Consider the following 18552-nt stretch of genomic DNA (forward strand, 5'->3'; position numbering starts at 1 on the left):
GTGCCTCGTTAGCGGGGTGAAGTTAGGATTTGTTGCAACACCTGGCTAATCAGCAGGTCGGTGTCGCGTTCGGTTTCGGCGCCGATGAACTGGCGTTTCGGGAGCGTGATTTCCCAGCTCTGCGCGCCCGACGACTCGCTGCGCTGGTCGTCCAGGATGCGAATCAGCAGGCCGGCCTTGGCGTAGTTCACATGCTCTTGAATCCACGCCACCGACGGCCTGGTCAGGGTCTTTTTGCCGGCCTGACGCACGCGGAAGCCCAACCGGCGCAGGCGCTTTGCCTGTTTCTCAGTGGCAGCCAGGCCTGGCGGGGTTTTGTTCCAGCGGCGCATCTGCGCGGCGGTGCGGCGCTCGCTGACGCCGTAGTGCTGCTGGGCGGCGACCCATCGGGTCAGAGCGTTTTTCCAGCCCAATTCCGCTTCATCAGCGGTCACGCGGGTGACCACCATCAGCTTGGCCAGGCCGGCTTCCATCTTCTTTTTGCCCTTGCTCTCGCCCTGGCGCGGGGCGAACGCCGAACCGTCCAGGTTCTGCTGGGCGCGCTGACGCTTGCGGCTCATCGTCCGTACACGCTTGGTCACCTGGTTCAGCAAACGCCGGCGCAATTGCGGCGGCAAAGCCAGCAAGGCCAGTTGCTCACGCACGCCCAGGCGTCCCCGGACATCGAGTTCGAACGTGCTACGCCCCGCCACTGGTGGCCACCTCGCCGCGCTCAGCGACCCACAGGTCAAACGGGATGAACGCCCAGGTCTTGCCGAAGGCTTGGATCTCGCCGTCCGGTTCTTCGGAGAGATACTGCGGCTCGACGAATTCCAGCGTGACTTCCACGTCGAACAGATCGCTGTCCAGGGGCTCCACGGAGAATTCCGGCGCCGGCAGTTCGTGGCGGTCGCGGTCGGCGTCGTGAGTCTCCAGCCAACTGCCCACCAGGGCCATCATGCGGGCCGGATTGGCGGCGAAACGCTCCAGGACAATCACGGCGCGATAGTGCATGTCGGCAAAGTGCATGCCGTCGACGTCGGGTTTCCAGATCAGCGACAGCTTGACCTGCTCCGTCCAGCTGTCGAGCTGTTCAGGCTCGACCAGGCGGCGCTCCAGCAGGTAGGCGGTCAACGCCTGCAGCTTGGTCATAGCAATTTCGCCGTGATGCGGCCACGGCCCTGCAGGGCGCGCACAGCCTGCTGACTGAATGCCAGAAACGTGTCTTCACGCTCCGGCGCTTCCTTGCCGGTGTTCTCGGCGCTCTCGCGGCGGGTCACAGTCGCGAACTGCTGCAGGGCGCTGGCCTTGGCGCGGCAATACACGGCGCGCTTGTACAGCTTGGCTTTGAATGCACGCTCAGGCAGCAGCATCGGATCGGCTGTTTCCACGGCGACGATGCCTGCTGCAAGCCAGCTGGTTTTGAGCTTGGCCAGGTCGGTATTGACCTCGGCCATCGCGATAAACAAAGCGTCGGTCAGCAGGTCGCCCAGGAACTCCGCCGGAAGGCGATAACCCTTCTGGAATTCGGCCACGGAGAGGTTCGGCCAAAAGCCGTCGTTCTCGATCGCCTGTTCCACAACAGTGGTGGGTTTCCCGGAAAAGCTCATTGCTGACCGCTCGAATTAGGGCGGGGAGACTGTTTTTCGTGGGGCTGTCCATAAATGGCAGACACACGTCCACAGTTCCCCGCTGGGGGGGTAGTCGGTTATTGGGCGCCGGTGACGGCGGGTGTTTGTTTGGCGATCGCCTTACGGCACTTCGCAATGCGTGTCTCGTTGCCGGCCTTGGCATGCAACTCGGTAGAACGCTCCAGGTGCTTGAGCGCTGTTTCCCACTGCTCGGCCTCCATGGCGCGCATGCCGATCAACTTGTGGTACTTGCTCGGGATCTGTTCGGGCAGATCCCATTCGCCGTCGACACGCGGCAGCAGGTCGGAAAGGTACGGTTCCGGGCTGCGCTGGGCGTTGTATTCACGGAAAGCCCATTCGATCACCGCGTCCGCTACGAACGTCTGCACGTTGCGCTTGAAGCGCTCCGGCATTTCCTGGCCCTGCTTGATCGCGAAGTCCGCCAGTTCCAGACCGTCTTCGAACTGCTCGGTGTCGAACAGCCAGACCATTACCTGCACCAGGACGGGGTTCTGCATCACCAGGCCCGAATCCATGTAGCGCTGGATGAAGTCCTGGTACTTGGGCAGCAACTCAGTTCGCTTAAGCGTTTGTTTGCTCGCCAAGTTCTTTAAATCGCTCAAGCGCTTCAGGTCTTCATCCAGCGAGGCCTGCATCAGCAGCAGGTGTTTTTTCGCGTTGGCTGGGCTGCTCAGGGCTTCCGCCGGCGAATACGCCAGCGGTGCCGCTGCAGCAGCGATCACTGCAGCAGTTCCCTGAGCCAAAATGCGGCGCTTGTGGGCAAGGGCCAGGCTCACTTCACCAGCTCCACGTTTTCGGTCAGCGCGATCTTTTCCAGCTGCTCGATCACGTAGCCCTCGTTGCGGCTGTTGTAATCCTCGACGCGGGAACGTTTCGGGTTGTCCACGGTTTGCTTGCGCCAGCTGGAGTCCTGGAAGTAAATCGACAGGTTGTCCCAACTGGTGACCAGCACGCCGTTGACCGGGAAGAACGGAACGCTAAAGCTCGGCAGACCGCCGTAGGTGGCGATCACCTGGGCGTCCTCGATGCGCTCTTTCTCGGTCGGGGTGTCGCCCTGCTTGGCATACAGCTTGGCCTTGTCAGCAGCCAGCAGGTCGGTGCCGATGATCGCCACCAGGTCGCCGCTGTCGCGCAGGCGCTCGTCCACCATTTGCTTGGTGTCATGCACCAGGGCGTCCAGGTTCTCGTAATCACCACCCGGCCCCATGGTGACCTTGCCAGGTGTATTGCCTTCCTTGAGAACCTGCTGCGGCGCCTGCTCGCGCAGTTGCTGCAGCCAGCCTTTGTTCACGTCCTGCAGCATCGGATAGGCTTCGATGTCGGTCTGCGCAGCCGCCTTCACACCGTGGAAACCGACCATGATGCGATCCAGGGCGATCTGTTTCTGCACAGCAGCCGAATACTTCTGATGGAAGTCCGGGAACTTGGCCCAGGCATCGATCTTCGCGTAGGGCAGGCCCACATCCGATTCGGTCGACGACAGTTCGTAGGTGCTGTTATCCAGCGCCGAAGCGTCCTTTGCCACGCGGTCGGTGGTCTTGGTGTTGGTGCGGCCTGTCACCGGGCCAGACACGCCAATAAACACCTTCTCGCCCTTGATCTCGGTCACCGGAATGACGTTGATGCGTTGCAGGAAGTCCGACTTGGCGGTGATAGCCTCGTTCAGTTCCTGGGCGATCGACGGTTCAACAGAGAACATCTTGCTGGCCAGCTCGACACCGTAGGTCTCGGCGATCGCCAGCTGCATTTCGGCGTACATCTTGGCGCCGTAGGCGCTCAGTGAACGGGCCATGTCAGAGCACCCGCACTTTGGATTTGTCGGCGGCGCCGGTGGTGCGCGGCAATTGCCGACCGGCAGGGGTGTTTTTCAGTGCGGTGAACTGCTTCTCCAGGCGACCCAGCGCGGCCAGGACAGCTTTGTTGCCGGCACCGCTGCGCTTGAACTCGCGTTCTTCCTCGGCAGTGGTGACGATTTCGTCTACTGCAGCGCTGACATCATCGATCGGGGCCTGATCGGGTTCTGGTGCGTCTTCGGCGGCAGGCTCGATCACGGCCTGAATGCCGGCAGCGACGACCAGCAGCTGGGCCAGCAGGGCTTTCAAGGCCGTTGCGGTAGCTTCATCCATTGGGGGTTTGCTCTCGGTTGGGGTTTGCGGGGTGGTTTCGTTGGGCGTGTCTTCAATCCCGAAACGCTTGAACAGGCGGGTGAACATGGCGGCAAGGCGCCCGATCTCACCCTGCGGCTCGGTTTCGCTCAAAGAGCCCAGCTCGTGGGAAGCGGCGTAGTACGAATCGCGGCTGGTGCGGCTGGAAAAGTAGAGTTCTTGGGTTCCGACACTGGCGGGTTCGTCAGTGACCGCGATGCCGGTCATGTAGGCTTTGCCACGGCCTCGGAAATTCGGTCTGATCTCAATGCTGGTGAACAGCTTTTCGCCGGCGTCGTTGAGGCGAAGCAACTTGTCGTTGGGCTTCAACTGCGCCTCAAGGGCAACTTGGCCAGGCTCCAGGTCTTCCGCGTCCTCGACGAGACGCACAGCGAAGACGGTGCCAAATGAACCGAACCAACGTTCGTGCTCACACCAGATAACGGCGGTGTACAGGGTCGGCGTGTAGGTCTCGGCGATGTCGCGCAGTTCCTGGGGCAGGATCTCGCGGCCATCGACGGTCGGGCCGCTGGTGGCAACACGTTTCCAGTAGGAGACAAGGGAACGGGGCATGGTCGGTAACTGCGCTCAATCGTTGAATGAGCCGCCACGATAGGGAGCCGATTTGCCCCAAACAAACGGTTGGTTTTCGGCGTTCTCCTATTTTCCAGATATAGGCGAATGCCGGGATTTAACCCCGCGTTTCCAGCGTTTTCGCCGCATAGACTGCGGCCCATGAACTACCCGACCGAAGTCAAAGAAGCCGCAAAACGCCTATACCTGCGCCGCTGTTCGGTGAAGGAAATCCAGGCGCATTTGAAGCTGCCTAACATCCGCATCGTCTACTACTGGATTCGCCAAGGCGGCTGGGACGAGATGCTGACGGACGAAGAACCGTTGAGCGCCGTCAACCGACGAATCACCCTGATTCTGGAAAAGATCGATCCGCTGACGGATGCCGAGCTGAAAGAGTTGGAGCGGCTGACAAGCCTGCTGGAGCGCCTAAAAAAACTCGCGGCGAAACCTGCGCCGGCAGCGCCTGCCGACCGTCGGGACGAGTCTGACGAACGCCAGCCAAGCCAACGCCGTGAGCGGCGCGAGGGCGGCGGCAAGAAGCGCGAAAAGAAGGCGAAGAACGACATCAGCGGCCTGACCGAAGTGGACTTCCTGGATAAGTTCATCTCGAAAATGTACGGCTACCAGAAAGAGCTGTTCGAGGCGAAACAGAACCCGCTGACCCGCCGTGTCCGGAACATCCTCAAAAGCCGTCAGGTCGGTCTGACGTACTACTTCGCCGGCGAAGCGTTCATGGACGCCGTGTTGAGCGGTGATAACCAGGTGTTCCTGTCGGCCAGCCGATCACAGTCGGAGATCTTCCGCAGCTACATCATCCAGTTTGCCCAGCAGTGGTTCGGCATCGAGCTGACCGGTAACCCGATCACCCTAAGCAACGGCGCCGAGCTGCGCTTTCTCAGCACCAACAGCAGCACCGCCCAGGGCTACCACGGGCACGTCTACGTCGACGAATACTTCTGGATTCGCGACTTCGAAAAACTCAGCACCGTCGCCAGCGCCATGGGCACCCACAAGAAATGGCGCAAAACCTATTTCTCGACGCCCAGCGCCGTGTCGCACCAGGCGTATCCGTTCTGGTCGGGCGACGAATTCCGCAACAGCAAGCGCGGCAAAAAGGCCGGTGGCGAATGGCCGAGCGAGGCGGCTTACACGCAGGGCGCGCTGTGTCCGGACGGTCAGTGGCGCAAGACGATCACCCTGGACGATGCGATCGCCGGCGGCTGCGATCTGTTCGACCTGGAACAGCTGCAGCTGGAGTACGACGAAGACAAATTCCAGCAGCTGTTCTACTGCAAGTTCATCGACAGCACCCAAAGCGCATTCAGCCTCAAGGATCTGGAGCGCTGCTATTCGGATCTATCGTTGTGGGAAGACTACAACCCGGATCTGGATCGGCCGTTTGGCAACAGCCCGGTCTGGCTGGGCTACGACCCGAGTCGCACCCGCGACGACGCCACTTGCGTGGTCATCGCGCCGCCGCTCGAACCCGGGGCGAAGTTCCGGATTCTGGAAAAGCACAGTTGGCGGGGACATTCGTTCACCTACCAAGCGGCACAGGTCAAGAAACTGACCGAGCGCTTCAACGTCCAGCACATCGGCATCGACGTCACCGGCGTGGGTTACGGCGTGTTCGACCTGGTGCGCGACTTCTACGCAAAGGCAACGCCGATTCACTACAGCCTGGAAGCGAAAAACGCCATGGTGCTGAAAGCCCAGGACACGATCCAAGGCAGTCGCATCGAGTGGGACGCCGGCTGGACGGACATCGCCCAGGCGTTCCTGACCATCAAGCGCGGCGCCACCAACAGCGGCCAGATCACCTACAGCGCATCCCGTACCGAAGCCACCGGTCACGCCGACATTGCTTGGGCGGTGATGCACGCCCTGTCCAACGAACCTTTGAACACCAACAAGCGGCGCCGTAGCCGCTACGTCACGAGTAACCAGAGCAGCCATGGCCAACCGCAAACGCAGAAAGCACCACGTAGCCCAACCACAGCAACAGCCAATGCGCTCGTTTACGTTCGGGGAGCCGGAGCAGGTGCTGTCCGGCAACATCGGCGAGTACGTGGGTGTGTTTCCCAGCGACGACGGCAAGATCTACAAACCGCCGGTGTCACGGGCTGGCCTGGCCAAGCTGTTGCGCGCCAACGCGCACCACGGCGCTATTCCGAAGTTCAAGCGCAACCTGCTGTTGCGTGAATTCATCGCCTCGACTGGCTGCAGCACTGAGACGATGGGACGCGCCGGACTGGACTACATGGTGTTTGGCGAAGCGTACTTCTACAACGACACCAACGCATTCGGCCAGGTGCTGGAGCTGCAGCACCTGCCGGCGATCAACATGCGCGTGAAGGTCGACGGCGGCTTCGTGATGCTGCTGCCGGACAACAAGGAAATGGAGTTTGAGGCGCACGAAATCTCCCACGTCCTGGACTACGACGTGGAACAGAACATTTACGGGATCCCGGACTACCTGGGCGGCTTGCAGGCGTTGCTGCTGAATGAGGCCGCCACCCTCTTCCGCCGGCGCTACTACAGCAACGGCGCGCACGCCGGTTACATCTTCTACACCAACGATCCCGACCTGACCGAAGAGGACGAAGACGAGCTGCGCGCCCAAATCAGCGCGAGCAAAGGTGTGGGCAACTTCCGCTCAATGTTCGTCAACATCCCCAACGGCAAAGAAAACGCGATTCAGATCATCCCCGTGGGTGACTTCCAGGCGAAAGACGAGCTGGAGAAAGTGAAGAACATCACCCGAAACGATGTCATCGCGGCCTGGCGGATGAACCCCGCTCTGGCCGGCATCATCCCGGAAAACACCGGGGGTTTCGGCGACATCGAGAAGATCGATCGCGTGTACACCAGCAACGAAATTCGACCGATTTGCCAGCTGTTCGATCAGCTCAATGACCGGTTACGCGAAGACAGGCGCTTTAGCTGGAAACCTGCGCCGAATGCAGTGGATGCCACTACATGAAGAACCTTTCTAAGCGAATGCCACTACAAATTGTGGCAACATGGTGGCGATCAGTTGCCCCTGGGGAGGGACACAATGAGAGTTGTATGCAAGTGCGGCCACAAGGGCCGAATTGCTTCAAGGGAAGAGGTAACAACGGAGTTCGTGAAGCTGTATTGCCAATGCCTGGACGCAAGGTGCGGACACACGTGGGTGTCGAACCTGACGTTCTCACACACGCTCAGTCCGTCTTCGCAGACCTTCGAACGCATGTTGATCGATCGGTTTCGCGAGTTGCCCAGGGCAAAGCAGCGGGAGCTTTTCGAGCAGTTGGGATCGCAGGCGGTAGCGCAGGCGGTAGCGTAGGTACAAACCGCCAACGCTACAGCGTTGGCGATCGGGATCATTCAAAGAATGACGTTCAGCCCCCTACTTTCTCCTTTGGGTTGATTGCCAGTATCTCAGCCACGCGACGAACCTGCTGCTGTTCAACGCGACTCAGCCGACGATACAGATCGATCAGTCGACGCTCGATGTCCGTGAGTACGGTTGGTTCCGACCCGACATGCCCGAGGTTGATTTGATCGTTCTTCTTGCGATCCAACATGCTAACTACTCCATAAAGTGCACTGCTGAACGGGCTTTATGGGGGGCAGGCAAGTGCATTGGAATAAGAGTTATCCCAATGACTGCGCAGGATTGTCGCGAGTTAAGACTTCTGCCTGGCGACGTCGTCGGCCATCGCTTCAAGGATGCGGCGAATAGCCTTCTGATCGTCCTCTGGAATACTGCGGAACTGCTTAATCAAACAGCCTTCGATATCGCTCAAAGCACTTTCAGCAAGGTTTGTGCGAACACCAGTGAGAATGTAGGGAACGTCAAAGCCGAATTGCAGCGCGACCTTGCTCAAATACGGAGCGGGAGCATCACTAGTTCCTGCTTCGTAATTTGCTTGGGTTCGCTTCACAACGCCAATTGCCTCGGCAATCTCGCCCTGTGTCATGCCGAAGCGCTTGCGCTCTTCCTGCAAGCGGGAACCAATTTCTTCAGAAAGATGCAAAATCATTCATCCCAAATATTTACAAATGCATCAAGATGCATCATTCTGCATTTCACACCACATGAAATTGCATGGATTTGCACTATGCCGAAGATGAGTATCAGCGAGCAAGCCCGCCTGAAAGCGCGGAAAGCTTTAGAAAAGCGCGGGCAATCCGCGAAAGACTTTGCACTTCTACACGACTTAAGTCCCAGCACCGTTTATGCGGTGCTGAGTGGCCAAAGCCAGTGTCGTCGTGGGGAGGCACACCGAGCCGCAGTATTACTCGGCATTAAAAACGGCGTGATCGAACAGTAGTCGCGGCGCTCAACAGGGAAAAGTAGAAGATGAAAAACCCAATCCTAGACACGCGCAAAGAAGTCATGAGCGAAATCATCCGCAGCTACACCGGCGGACGCGAAGCTGCCGCCGCACGCTTGGGACTAAAGCTCAAAAAGTTCGACAACCATGCGTACGAAAATGCGGGCTGTAGCCCACTCAGTGACGCACACATTTTCCTGCTCGAGCAGGACTGCGGCACGCACCATTTCCCCAACTACGTCGCGTCGATGTATGGAGGCTTGTTCGTTCCCATGGCTGATCCTGGAACGCTCGACAATGTCGAACTTTACACACGGTCCGTACAGGTTTCTGCAAAGCGGGGATGTGTTGATCAAGCCATTGCCGCCGCCATTGAAGACGGATCGATCAGTGATGAAGAAGCCGAAGTAATCATGGACGCACACAACCTCCACGTAGCCGCGAGGCACGCAGAAGTGTTGGCCGCCATCGCTCTTTACCGCGCAGGAAAAGCTCAATGAACAATTTGTCTGCGGTACTGGAATACCAGGATGTCCTGCAGAGCGCGGCGCTGTCCTTTCTTGAACGTCATCACTGCGAACACCTGAGCGACGACCAGCAACTGTTCAGCCGAGCCGTACAACACCTCGTTGCGGACTACGACGTGCAAACGCAAGTCGCTGAAAAGATCGTCCACTTGGCACATACCACCATGGTTGCCGTTCGCGATCGGCAACGCCTGAACATTCAGAGCAGCACGTCGACTCACACGGTGATTGTCGACCCGGTCACCGGCAGACAATGGGCCGTACCGGTCAGCCTCATTTATGAGCGAATCATCAACGCGCCAGACCTTGGCCGCTTGCGCTTAGCCAACTCGTAAAACCAACCCTCACACAAACGCCTGCCCCGCACCCCGTGGGTTTGGGTGAGCTGCGCCCGAAATCGAGGTTCCAAGATGGCAAACGCCGTAATTCTGACCACCCAGTTGCGACCTGCAGAGGCCGAAGCACTTCTGGCTGCGATGCGTGAGCAGTACCGCTTGAACCTCAACAACTACTGGTATGCGGATGAATACCGGTATGTCCCACAAGAAAAACGGCACAGCTCGATCCTCGAAAGAACTCCGGTGATGGCTGCCCAAAAAACGCCTGATGGCCGCCCTCTCCCTCAGCCTCAAAGCAGTGAAGTAATCATGAAAGAAGATCTCCGCCACGACGTGCTGCAACGCCTCCAGTTCGACTTCGGACTGAAGCACCGCGTGGGCACCGATTACATGCGCGGTGGCACCTGCCCCAAATGCAAAAAAAAGGAGTTGTATTCCCGATTCGATACGCCCTGGATGGTGATCTGTGGTCGCCCGGAAAAATGCGGCCATACGCTGCACGTGAAAGAGCTGTACGACGATCTGTTTGAAGACTGGAGCAAGCGCGCGCCGGCGACGGACCAGCACCCCAATGCCACCGCACGGGCCTACTTGGAATACGCCCGAGGTTTTCGGTTTGAGCTGGTTCAGGGCTGGTTCACGCAGGAAAGCTTCTACTCGCCTGAACACAATGCTGGCAGCGCCACAGTGCGTTTCGCCCTCGAAAAAGGCGGCTGGTGGGAACGCCTGATCGATCAGCCGCACCGATTCGGCAAGATGAAGGCGCGCTTCAAATCCAAGGACAGCTATCGCGGTGTTTGGTGGTGCCCGCCGTGCGTCGACCTGCTCGAAGTCAAGGAGGTCTGGATCGTTGAGGGCATCTTTGATGCCATCGCCCTGGTGCACAACGACATCGCAGCAGTGTCGGCCATGTCGTCCAACGCGTTCCCGGGGGACTCGCTTAAGGCGCTGATCAAAACCCGTGAGGGCGGCAAGCTGCCCAAGTTGGTTTGGGCGCTGGACAACGAACCGAGTGCTAACGCCTACACCCGGCGCTGGGTCCGCGAAGCCCGCGCTTTGGGTTTTGTCTGCGAGTCAGCACAGATCCTGCAACGCGACGGCCGCAAATCTGATTGGAACGATCTGCACCAGCGCTGGAATTTCATTCAGGACGATGCCAAGCGCGCCGAACAAATCGCTACGGACCTCAAACAGGCCCGTCATCAGGGCGCTCTGCTGCTGGCAGAAAGCGCAGCGGAAAAGGCCTTGCTCATGTACGACTGGAACAAGCGCGGGGAATTTCACCTGGGCTTTGGCAACCGTCTGTACTGGTTCAAGTTGGACATGGAGAAATTCAACCGGGCCATGTCCGACATCGAGGACAGTGAGAACCACGACGACCAGTTGCTCAACCAGGCGCAACAGCGTGAAAAAGCGCTGCAGCAATCCGGCAGCGTCGTGGAGATCGCCAACTGCTACCCACAAGCCTTGTACTTTCAGCGCAACGAAGTCACCGACGAGTCCTGGTATTACCTGCGTGTGGACTTCCCTCACGACTCCGAAAGCGTGAAAAACACCTTCACCAGCGGCCAGCTGTCCGCCGCCAGTGAATTCAAAAAGCGCCTGCTCGGCATGGCCGCCGGCGCTATGTTCACCGGCAGCGGGCAGCAGCTCGACAAGCTAATGAAGGACCAACTGTTCGGCATCAAAACCGTATCAACCATCGACTATGTCGGCTACAGCAAGGAATACGCCTGCTACGTCTACGGCGATATCGCGATCAAGGACGGCATTACCTATAAGGTCAACAGCGAAGACTATTTCGAGTTCGGCAAGCTGCGCCTGAAAACCCTGCAGAAGGGTGTCCCGATCAAGCTGCAGCGGGACGGCAAAGACTTCAACGAACAGTGGGTACGGTTGCTATGGACCTGCTTCGGCGCCCAGGGCTTCGTTGCGCTGGTGTTCTTCTTCGGCTCGCTGTTCTGCGAGCAGATCCGCGCCCGTTACCAGTCCTTCCCGTTTCTGGAAGCCACCGGCGAGGCCGGCGCCGGCAAGACCACCCTGCTCAACCTGCTGTGGAAGTTGCTGGGCCGCGAAGGCTATGAAGGGTTCGACCCGATGAAGTCGACCAAAGCTGGTCGCTCGCGCCTGATGGGGCAGGTCTCCGGCATGCCGGTGGTGTTTCTTGAGGCCGATCGCCACAGTGACGATCGGGCGCACGCGAAAACCTTTGAATGGGATGAACTGAAAGACTTCTACGGCGGCGGCACGTTGGCCACCAAAGGCGTCAAAACCGCGGGCAACGAAACGTACGAACCGCCTTTTCGCGGGACCATCGCCATCAGCCAAAACGCCGCCGTGGTGGCTCACGAAGCGATCATGACGCGCATCGTCAAGCTGCACTTTGTACGCCCGAACGTCACCCCGGAAAGCCGCGCTGCAGCGGACAAGCTGAACGCCCTAGACGGCGGCACACTCAGCCATTTCCTGATTCGGGCCGTCAGTAAAGAGTCGGCCGTCCTCGAGCTTTTCGCCCAGCGCATGCCCGAACACGAAGCAAAGCTGCGCCGGCTGCACACCCACTGCTTCGACTGCGGAACCGAGTTCCCAAGCGATCAAGGTAACTGCCGCAGTTGCGGATCCGACCTGCGCGGATACATCCGTGTGGAGCGGATCAGCAAGAACCACGCGCAGTTGCTTTCGCTGCTCGATGCCCTGCGCCTGGTTCTGAAACTGGACGAACCTCAGGTAGCAGCGACCCAGCGGCAGATCGTCCGAATGGCGATCGAGCGCCAAGCCTCAATCAGCTCCGACCACCCAGCCGTTGCCGAATTCTGGGAAGTCTACGACTACCTCGAATCGCTCAATGATGACCCCTTGGTCGATCACAGCAGCGACCCGAGCGTCATTGCGATCAACCTCAACGAATTCAGCGAACGAGCCGCAGAACACAAACAGAAGCTGGCCGACGTGGCCACCCTGCGCGACCTGCTGAAAGAGTCACGCTCGCACAAGTTTCTGGAAGCAAATAAAGCCGTACACAGCGCAGTCCGCGCAGCGATGAACAGCAGAACACCCTTGGCGCCGGGCCGTCCGACGACGGTCAAGTGCTGGATCTTCAAAGCGTGAAAAGGAGGCTACACCGATGCAAATCCAAGTTTTTATTGGTAATGCCGGCGACGGCAACACGAACAAGCTGCAGGAGATCATCGATCGCCTGAATGCACTGGGGAAGAGCCAGCCGGTGATTCAAGCCGGGGCTTATGGCGAGGACGGGCTGCTGCAGATTCTTGAAGTTCGTGCTGCAGGTGGCCAGCGCGAAATCCTGGTGGACTCGTGCAGCCCACAGCAGATTTTGAGCGTACTGGAATGGCAATCCTGTACAGAGGAAGACCCGAATTACGCTGATCTGGTTATTCACCTGGCCCGTCGGGACTGACGGAATAGAAGCGATGTCGAGGAGTTGCAGCTCCCCGACATCAACCACCACTGAGGGCAATACCATGGAAGCAAGGCACCAAAGCAGCAGTGATTTAAAGGCTAACACACTCAACAACAGTGACCCGCATGCACGGCATCTGATGGCTATCAGAATCGTGGGTACAGCGCTGTTTGATTATCGCGTACGGAAAACTGAAGCAGCGCGGATCCGGCTTGAATGTCTTACCACTTTCGCTAAGGAGCTGGGCGACATCGATGCGGCAGAGTTCGCTGTTGTCGCTCAACTACTGGCAGGCAAATCAACAGCCAACCGCCCCCCAATTGATCGAACTTACTCACTCGAAGGAATCGCACTATGAAAACGCTGTTTGTACTGATGGCCCAATACAATGGCCAAGTGGTAATTCCCTTGGATCGAGTGTGCCAGGATTATTTCACGCACCTGACAACGGATATGTTTCAACGCAAAGTGGGTGCCGGGCAGATAAAACTCCCGATTACTCGCATGGAGCCGAGCCAAAAAAGTGCGAAAGGTGTTCACATTGCAGACCTGTCGGCCTACCTGGATGAACAGCGCGCTGCAGCAGTCAAAGAAAGTAACCAACTGAATAGCGCGCCGCGCAGCAGCTAATTCACTTCAACGTTTTGGCGCCCAGTTTTACGGGCGCCTGCAGGATGCGCTCGAACCATTCCCAAGTTGCATATACATCCCCTCGCCCGCGCAAGTGGGTATAACGGCGCATTGAGTTCCAGTCTCGATGGCCCGACACGCTCGCCACTCGCGGAATATCCCAATCCATTTCAAAAAGACGACTGACGCCTTCGTGGCGCAGATCGTGAAAGTGCAGATCTTCAATGCCCAGGATTTTGCAGGCCCTTGTCCAGGACGTCGACACGGATTCAGCGCTGTAAGGAAAGATCTCAGGCAACACTTTAGGCATGGTCTGAAGGATCTCCCATGCTTCCGGCGGCAAATGACACCAGACGTCGTTACCGATTTTTTGCCCAGGGTTCTTCATGTCACGAACCAGAACCCGATGGCCTGCTTCATCCAAGTCATCCCACCGGATCCGGGTAATCTCTTCTTGCCTACGCGTGGAAAACAACGCGAATCCAGTCAGCTTTAGCATGTTGATAGAAGTCGGACGACGGCTTTGAATACTCCGAAAGTGCGTCAGCAGTTTGTCGAGTTCTTCCAAGGTGGGCCGGCGATCGCGCTCGCGACTTTTCATGTTGTAACCGAGCTTTTTCAACACTCGGCGGGCGTCCGCCATTGCGTGCGGATCCACCTCATACCCCCAAGCGGGCCGAGCTATCGAGAGAACCGCGCCCAGGTGTGCGAGATCGTTGCCGGCGGTTTGAGGCTGAACGCCCCCGCCCTCCTTGCCCATGCGCCATAACGCGTATTCGACCAGGTGCTGGCTGCTTACATCTCTGTCGTTCAACTTCCCCAGGTAGCATTCGCTGATCGCCTTCAACGTGCCGAGCTTCGTCTTCCCGAGAGGGCGCGCCTTGGTCATCTCGGCCAAGTACCGATCGATCATTTCCTTAATCGTCGCACCCGGTCGGTTCGCCCGCTCGATCGCACCTGGTTCATCCAGTTCGGTTTCTCGTTTACGTACCCAAGCCTGTGCGGCCTGTTTTCGGGCGAAGGTCTGGCTCTCTTGGTAAACTTGTGCCCCATCGCGAAACAGGCGTATCTGTGCCGTGTAACTGGTGCTGCCGTCGGTGCGTTTCCGTGCTCTGATCGTGGCCATAGTCAACTGGTACAATTTGAAAGGTGGTTGGTACATTGTACCAACCGACCCCAGAAAACGCCTATTTACCCCCTGAAACCGGCTTAGAACACGTAGAGCAAAATGGTACAGAATTCAGCTACATACCCAACAAACACCGGCTCTACGCTGTCTAGAAGGTTCTCCGTTGCGCCTATGATGGATTGGACTGACCGCCATTGCCGGTACTTCCTACGCATCCTGTCGAAAAACGCCCTGCTCTACACCGAGATGGTCACCACCGGTGCTCTGCTCAATGGCGATCACGAGCGCTTCCTCCGTCACAACGAAGCCGAGCACCCGCTGGCGTTGCAGTTGGGCGGTAGTGTTCCGCTGGACCTGGCCGCTTGCGCACGCATGGCGCAGGAGCACGGTTACGACGAGGTGAATCTGAACGTTGGCTGCCCGAGTGATCGGGTGCAGAACAATATGATCGGGGCGTGCCTGATGGGGCATCCGCAGTTGGTGGCGGATTGTGTGAAGGCGATGCGGGATGCGGTGTCGATTCCGGTGACGGTGAAGCATCGGATCGGGATCAATGGGCGGGACAGTTATGAGGAGCTGTGTGATTTCGTCGGGACGGTACGGGATGCCGGGTGCACCAGTTTTACGGTGCATGCGCGGATTGCGATTCTGGAGGGGTTGTCGCCGAAGGAGAACCGTGACATTCCACCGTTGCGTTATGACGTGGCGGCGCGGTTGAAGGCGGATTTTCCGGAGCTGGAGTTCATTCTGAACGGCGGGATCAAGACGATGGAGGCCTGCCATGAGCATTTGCAGACCTTTGACGGGGTGATGCTGGGGCGCGAGGCGTATCACAATCCTTATCTGCTGGCCGAGGTGGATCAGCAGTTGTTCGGCAGTACCGCACCGGTAATCAGCCGGGCCGAGGCGCTGGCGCAGTTGCGGCCTTATATAGCCGAGCATTTGCTGGCCGGCGGTGCGATGCATCACATCACCCGGCATGTGCTGGGCCTGGGCACCGGGTTCCCGGGGGCGCGCAAGTTTCGTCAGTTGTTGTCGGTGGATATCCACAAGGCCAAGGATCCGCTGGCGTTGCTGGATCAGGCGGCGGAGTTGCTGGCGGGTCGTTGATCGATGCTTTGAATATGCGGGCAACGAATGACTGTTGCCCGCTGATGTAATTCTTTTGATGTACTGACAGGATGTCTTTTGTTTATGCCCGCGTTGAATTTCTCTGGTTTCAAGCGTTGCACCCTCCTTGCCTTGTTTTGCGCCACGTCTAATGCCCAGGCCCACTGCGACGGGCTGTGTCTGGGTAACACCGATACGCCATGGGAGGTGACCAAGTTGTCTGGTTTCTCGCTTGCTTCCTTGCTGCTCACGCCTTTTACAGCCTCGCAAGAAACCACCGACAGCCATAAACGCGTTTACTCCGCCGAGGAGCTGGAAGACGCGCGGCTTTATCTAGCCAGCGACGGAATGCTGAAGGCTGCGTATTTCACGTCAGCCTTGCAGCGGTTTCGTCATGAATCGCCCGATACCGAGTTAAGCGACCTCGCCGTCGCTGCGGTGATCAGCAGTCAATGATCAGGCGGCAGCGGGAGCCGTCCAGTTCACCCAGCCAAATTGCCAGGTGGCAAGGATCAGCAAGCCGAAGGCGATCCGATACCAGGCGAAGGTGGCGTAGCTGTGGTTCGCAATAAACTTCAGCAGGCCGCGCACGGCGATCATCGCGAAGATGAACGCTACGACGAAGCCCAGGGCGAAGACCGGCAGGTCGCTGCTCTGGAACAGTTCGCGGTACTTGTAGCCGGAATACACCGCGGCACCGACCATGGTCGGCATCGCCAGGAAGAACGAGAACTCCGTGGCGGCTTTGCGTGACAGGCCGAACAGCAGACCGCCGATGATGGTGGACCCGGAGCGCGACGTGCCTGGAATCATCGCCAGGCACTGTACGCAACCGATCTTCAGCGCGTCGGCCCACTTCATGTCGTCCACATGGTCGACACTCACTACATGATCGCGCTGCTCGGCCCACAACATCACGATGCCGCCCACGACCAATGCAACGGCAACGGTGATCGGGTTGAACAGGTATTCATGAATCGTGTCGGCGAATAACACGCCGAGAATGACCGCCGGGAAAAAGGCGATCAGCAGATTGCGGGTAAAACGCTGGGCATTGCTCTGGGTCGGCAGGCCTTTGACGATCTCGAAGATCTTCGGGCGAAACTCCCAGACCACCGCCAGAATGGCGCCCAGTTGAATAATGATGTTGAACGCCATGGCGCGTTCACCGCCGAATTCCAGCAAGTCGGCAACAATAATCTGGTGGCCCGTACTGGAAATGGGCAGGAACTCGGTCAGGCCTTCTACCGCCCCAAGAATCAGCACCTTGAACAAGGTCAGTAAATCCATTAATCCTCCGTCAGAGCGCTCTTTGCGGGCGCCCTGTTAAATGCATTCAGGCATTGAGTATCTGAAGTAAAACAATTGGCAGATGAACACCCATTGCCCGACTCGGGGACGGAGAATATGTCTTATCAAAAGCCACACTCAAGGCATGTTAATAAACGTCCGTGTGTGAACTTGTCGACGTTATAGCCAAAAGACAGGCCTCCCCATAAAATGTGACCCACCTCACACTGCTCTGATACGTATGCAGTTGAGTGATGGCCAAGGGACATAAAAACAGCTCGCGATAATTACAAAATAGTGGCACCATTCCATATTGCCACCATCTAACGGCCTCAATTCCGTTAGTTCACAGCCCCGAAAAAATCAACTAAAAGCTTGAATCGCTTAATTATTGTTAGAAAACTCGGGAGCCACGTCTAAAATTCGTCCAAATGTTACCAATTGTCAGTCACAGATGAGAACCGGTGCTTTAACATCCCGATGTCAGCACCTTTTCGAGTCAATGCATGATGCTCACAGGTAACTTAGCGACTAGAAGCCCGCGCCGCACAAGCGACGAACCAGGTGTTCTCTCCCTGGGTCGTACCCGTGGCGTGGCTGAACACTTTAGCGCGCTAATCGCAAAGCATGTGCAGAGCGGTGTGGCTGTTGAAGCCGACGCCTACATTAGTTCATATCAGCACAACGAATATCACGGCCTGTATCGGGCGATCTTCATTATCATCGACAGCCCTCAGGCACTCGAAGATAACCTTGCGCTGGTGGAAAACCTGCGCAACGACAACTTGAAGCCGATTATTTGTGCAGTGATCACAGGCCGCGGCGCCCACAACAAGATCAAGTACTTTCTGGCCGGTGCCGACTTCTGTATCAAACTCAATACCTTGTCCGATGAAAGCGCGGAACTGCTGGGTGAGTTCTTCGACAGCGAAGAATGGCAGCGGGATATCAGCCTGGTGCTGGACCCCACCCGCATCTGCCTCTCGGACACCAGCAAGAAACTCGATATCTCCTTTGCCGAAATGAAGATCCTGCAAGCCTTTGCGCAGACCGGCAATCACATTCTCAGCCATGATGAAATCGCCAGCATCATGGGGCTGAACACCCAATTCTACGACCCTCGGGCGCTGGAAAAATCCATCAGCCGCTTGCGTGGGAAAATCAAGGACGTGTACGGTACGAACGCCATACAGAGCATTCGCGGGTATGGCTATCGTCTGATGAGGGGGTTGATCTCAACCCCTTGATTCAGGGAAAACACTCTTTTGCAGCATACGAGGGAACGTCTGATGCAACGCTTCAAACATCCGCTTTCTCATAGTTTTAACCGCGTCACATATCTAATAAAAAGCTGTCAATTGCATGAGCGCTGCAACACTTAAACATAACAATAAACCATTACTCTAACGCAGACCGAGTGGAACTTATCGAGGC

The 18552-nt window shown here is 57.7% G+C and carries 23 protein-coding genes and 1 pseudogene; 14 read left to right on the plus strand and 10 right to left on the minus strand.

Going from position 1 to position 18552, the window contains the following annotated elements; genetic code table 11:
* Nucleotides 1–8: 8 nt before the first annotated feature.
* From K3819_RS19655 to K3819_RS19680, 6 genes are all read right to left on the minus strand, one after another.
* Nucleotides 9–692, minus strand: coding sequence for a virion morphogenesis protein (locus K3819_RS19655; protein ID WP_221397782.1), 684 nt, complete (start codon nt 690–692; stop codon nt 9–11).
* On the minus strand, nt 679–1131 hold the full coding sequence (locus K3819_RS19660; protein ID WP_221397783.1) for a phage tail protein: 453 nt from the start codon (nt 1129–1131) through the stop codon (nt 679–681). The genes K3819_RS19655 and K3819_RS19660 overlap by 14 nt, the downstream gene beginning before the upstream one ends.
* Complete coding sequence (locus K3819_RS19665) at nt 1128–1589, minus strand: head completion/stabilization protein (RefSeq protein ID WP_221397784.1); 462 nt, start codon at nt 1587–1589, stop codon at nt 1128–1130. The genes K3819_RS19660 and K3819_RS19665 overlap by 4 nt, the downstream gene beginning before the upstream one ends.
* Nucleotides 1590–1687: 98 nt before the next feature.
* Nucleotides 1688–2407, minus strand: a complete 720-nt coding sequence (gene gpM / locus K3819_RS19670; protein WP_221397785.1) for a phage terminase small subunit — start codon at nt 2405–2407, stop codon at nt 1688–1690.
* Complete coding sequence (locus tag K3819_RS19675) at nt 2404–3423, minus strand: phage major capsid protein, P2 family (RefSeq protein WP_221397786.1); 1020 nt, start codon at nt 3421–3423, stop codon at nt 2404–2406. The genes gpM and K3819_RS19675 overlap by 4 nt, the downstream gene beginning before the upstream one ends.
* Nucleotide 3424: 1 nt before the next feature.
* Nucleotides 3425–4348: a GPO family capsid scaffolding protein gene (locus K3819_RS19680; protein WP_221397787.1), complete on the minus strand. Its 924-nt coding sequence runs from the start codon at nt 4346–4348 to the stop codon at nt 3425–3427.
* Between the two features lie 162 nt (nt 4349–4510).
* Between K3819_RS19680 and K3819_RS19685 the strand changes: the two genes are divergently transcribed.
* From K3819_RS19685 to K3819_RS19695, 3 genes are all read left to right on the plus strand, one after another.
* Nucleotides 4511–6553, plus strand: a complete 2043-nt coding sequence (locus K3819_RS19685) for a terminase large subunit domain-containing protein (protein WP_221397788.1) — start codon at nt 4511–4513, stop codon at nt 6551–6553.
* Nucleotides 6465–7334: a phage portal protein gene (locus K3819_RS19690; RefSeq protein ID WP_221399721.1), complete on the plus strand. Its 870-nt coding sequence runs from the start codon at nt 6465–6467 to the stop codon at nt 7332–7334. The genes K3819_RS19685 and K3819_RS19690 overlap by 89 nt, the downstream gene beginning before the upstream one ends.
* A gap of 75 nt (nt 7335–7409) precedes the next feature.
* Complete coding sequence (locus K3819_RS19695; RefSeq protein ID WP_221397789.1) at nt 7410–7679, plus strand: ogr/Delta-like zinc finger family protein; 270 nt, start codon at nt 7410–7412, stop codon at nt 7677–7679.
* Nucleotides 7680–7734: 55 nt separating this feature from the next.
* Here K3819_RS19695 and K3819_RS19700 read toward each other — a convergent pair whose 3' ends face one another.
* Nucleotides 7735–7920, minus strand: a complete 186-nt coding sequence (locus K3819_RS19700; RefSeq protein WP_221397790.1) for a hypothetical protein — start codon at nt 7918–7920, stop codon at nt 7735–7737.
* Nucleotides 7921–8022: 102 nt separating this feature from the next.
* On the minus strand, nt 8023–8379 hold the full coding sequence (locus tag K3819_RS19705) for a helix-turn-helix domain-containing protein (RefSeq protein ID WP_260328947.1): 357 nt from the start codon (nt 8377–8379) through the stop codon (nt 8023–8025).
* 78 nt (nt 8380–8457) lie between these two features.
* Between K3819_RS19705 and K3819_RS19710 the strand changes: the two genes are divergently transcribed.
* The 8 genes and pseudogenes from K3819_RS19710 to K3819_RS19740 all read left to right on the plus strand — a co-directional run bounded on the left by K3819_RS19710 (nt 8458) and on the right by K3819_RS19740 (nt 13589).
* Nucleotides 8458–8670: a DNA-binding protein gene (locus tag K3819_RS19710; protein WP_221397791.1), complete on the plus strand. Its 213-nt coding sequence runs from the start codon at nt 8458–8460 to the stop codon at nt 8668–8670.
* 29 nt (nt 8671–8699) lie between these two features.
* Nucleotides 8700–9173 (plus strand): YmfL family putative regulatory protein, encoded by a 474-nt coding sequence (locus K3819_RS19715; protein ID WP_221397792.1) that lies wholly within the window; start codon nt 8700–8702, stop codon nt 9171–9173.
* A complete protein-coding gene (locus K3819_RS19720; protein ID WP_221397793.1) occupies nt 9170–9535 on the plus strand; it encodes a hypothetical protein in 366 nt (121 codons plus the stop codon). The genes K3819_RS19715 and K3819_RS19720 overlap by 4 nt, the downstream gene beginning before the upstream one ends.
* 75 nt (nt 9536–9610) lie before the next feature.
* Nucleotides 9611–9845 (plus strand): annotated as a pseudogene (locus K3819_RS29525) (hypothetical protein).
* Nucleotides 9846–9847: 2 nt separating this feature from the next.
* Complete coding sequence (locus tag K3819_RS19725; protein WP_221397794.1) at nt 9848–12646, plus strand: toprim domain-containing protein; 2799 nt, start codon at nt 9848–9850, stop codon at nt 12644–12646.
* A gap of 16 nt (nt 12647–12662) precedes the next feature.
* Nucleotides 12663–12956 carry a hypothetical protein gene (locus tag K3819_RS19730; RefSeq protein ID WP_221397795.1) on the plus strand — a complete coding sequence of 98 codons (294 nt, stop codon included), beginning with the start codon at nt 12663–12665 and terminating at the stop codon, nt 12954–12956.
* A gap of 64 nt (nt 12957–13020) precedes the next feature.
* The gene (locus K3819_RS19735; RefSeq protein ID WP_221397796.1) at nt 13021–13317 is read left to right on the plus strand and encodes a hypothetical protein; all 297 of its coding nucleotides are present in this window, start codon (nt 13021–13023) and stop codon (nt 13315–13317) included.
* Nucleotides 13314–13589: a pyocin activator PrtN family protein gene (locus K3819_RS19740; RefSeq protein WP_025111104.1), complete on the plus strand. Its 276-nt coding sequence runs from the start codon at nt 13314–13316 to the stop codon at nt 13587–13589. The genes K3819_RS19735 and K3819_RS19740 overlap by 4 nt, the downstream gene beginning before the upstream one ends.
* 1 nt (nt 13590) lies before the next feature.
* On the opposite strand, the gene K3819_RS19745 is transcribed toward K3819_RS19740, so the two are convergent.
* The gene (locus K3819_RS19745) at nt 13591–14715 is read right to left on the minus strand and encodes a site-specific integrase (RefSeq protein WP_221399723.1); all 1125 of its coding nucleotides are present in this window, start codon (nt 14713–14715) and stop codon (nt 13591–13593) included.
* Nucleotides 14716–14817: 102 nt separating this feature from the next.
* Here K3819_RS19745 and dusA point away from each other — a divergent pair, with 102 nt between their 5' ends.
* On the plus strand, nt 14818–15828 hold the full coding sequence (gene dusA, locus K3819_RS19750) for a tRNA dihydrouridine(20/20a) synthase DusA (RefSeq protein WP_221397797.1): 1011 nt from the start codon (nt 14818–14820) through the stop codon (nt 15826–15828).
* Between the two features lie 84 nt (nt 15829–15912).
* On the plus strand, nt 15913–16284 hold the full coding sequence (locus K3819_RS19755) for a DUF2388 domain-containing protein (protein WP_221397798.1): 372 nt from the start codon (nt 15913–15915) through the stop codon (nt 16282–16284).
* Here the strand turns inward: K3819_RS19755 and K3819_RS19760 are convergent, their stop codons facing one another.
* The gene (locus tag K3819_RS19760) at nt 16285–17118 is read right to left on the minus strand and encodes an undecaprenyl-diphosphate phosphatase (protein ID WP_221397799.1); all 834 of its coding nucleotides are present in this window, start codon (nt 17116–17118) and stop codon (nt 16285–16287) included.
* 506 nt (nt 17119–17624) lie between these two features.
* Between K3819_RS19760 and K3819_RS19765 the strand changes: the two genes are divergently transcribed.
* The gene (locus tag K3819_RS19765; protein ID WP_221397800.1) at nt 17625–18365 is read left to right on the plus strand and encodes a winged helix-turn-helix domain-containing protein; all 741 of its coding nucleotides are present in this window, start codon (nt 17625–17627) and stop codon (nt 18363–18365) included.
* The last annotated feature ends 187 nt before the right edge of the window (nt 18366–18552 follow it).

Origin of the sequence: Pseudomonas sp. 3-2 (assembly GCF_019710535.1) — a bacterium.
In the GTDB taxonomy this organism is placed as follows: domain Bacteria; phylum Pseudomonadota; class Gammaproteobacteria; order Pseudomonadales; family Pseudomonadaceae; genus Aquipseudomonas; species Aquipseudomonas pharyngis.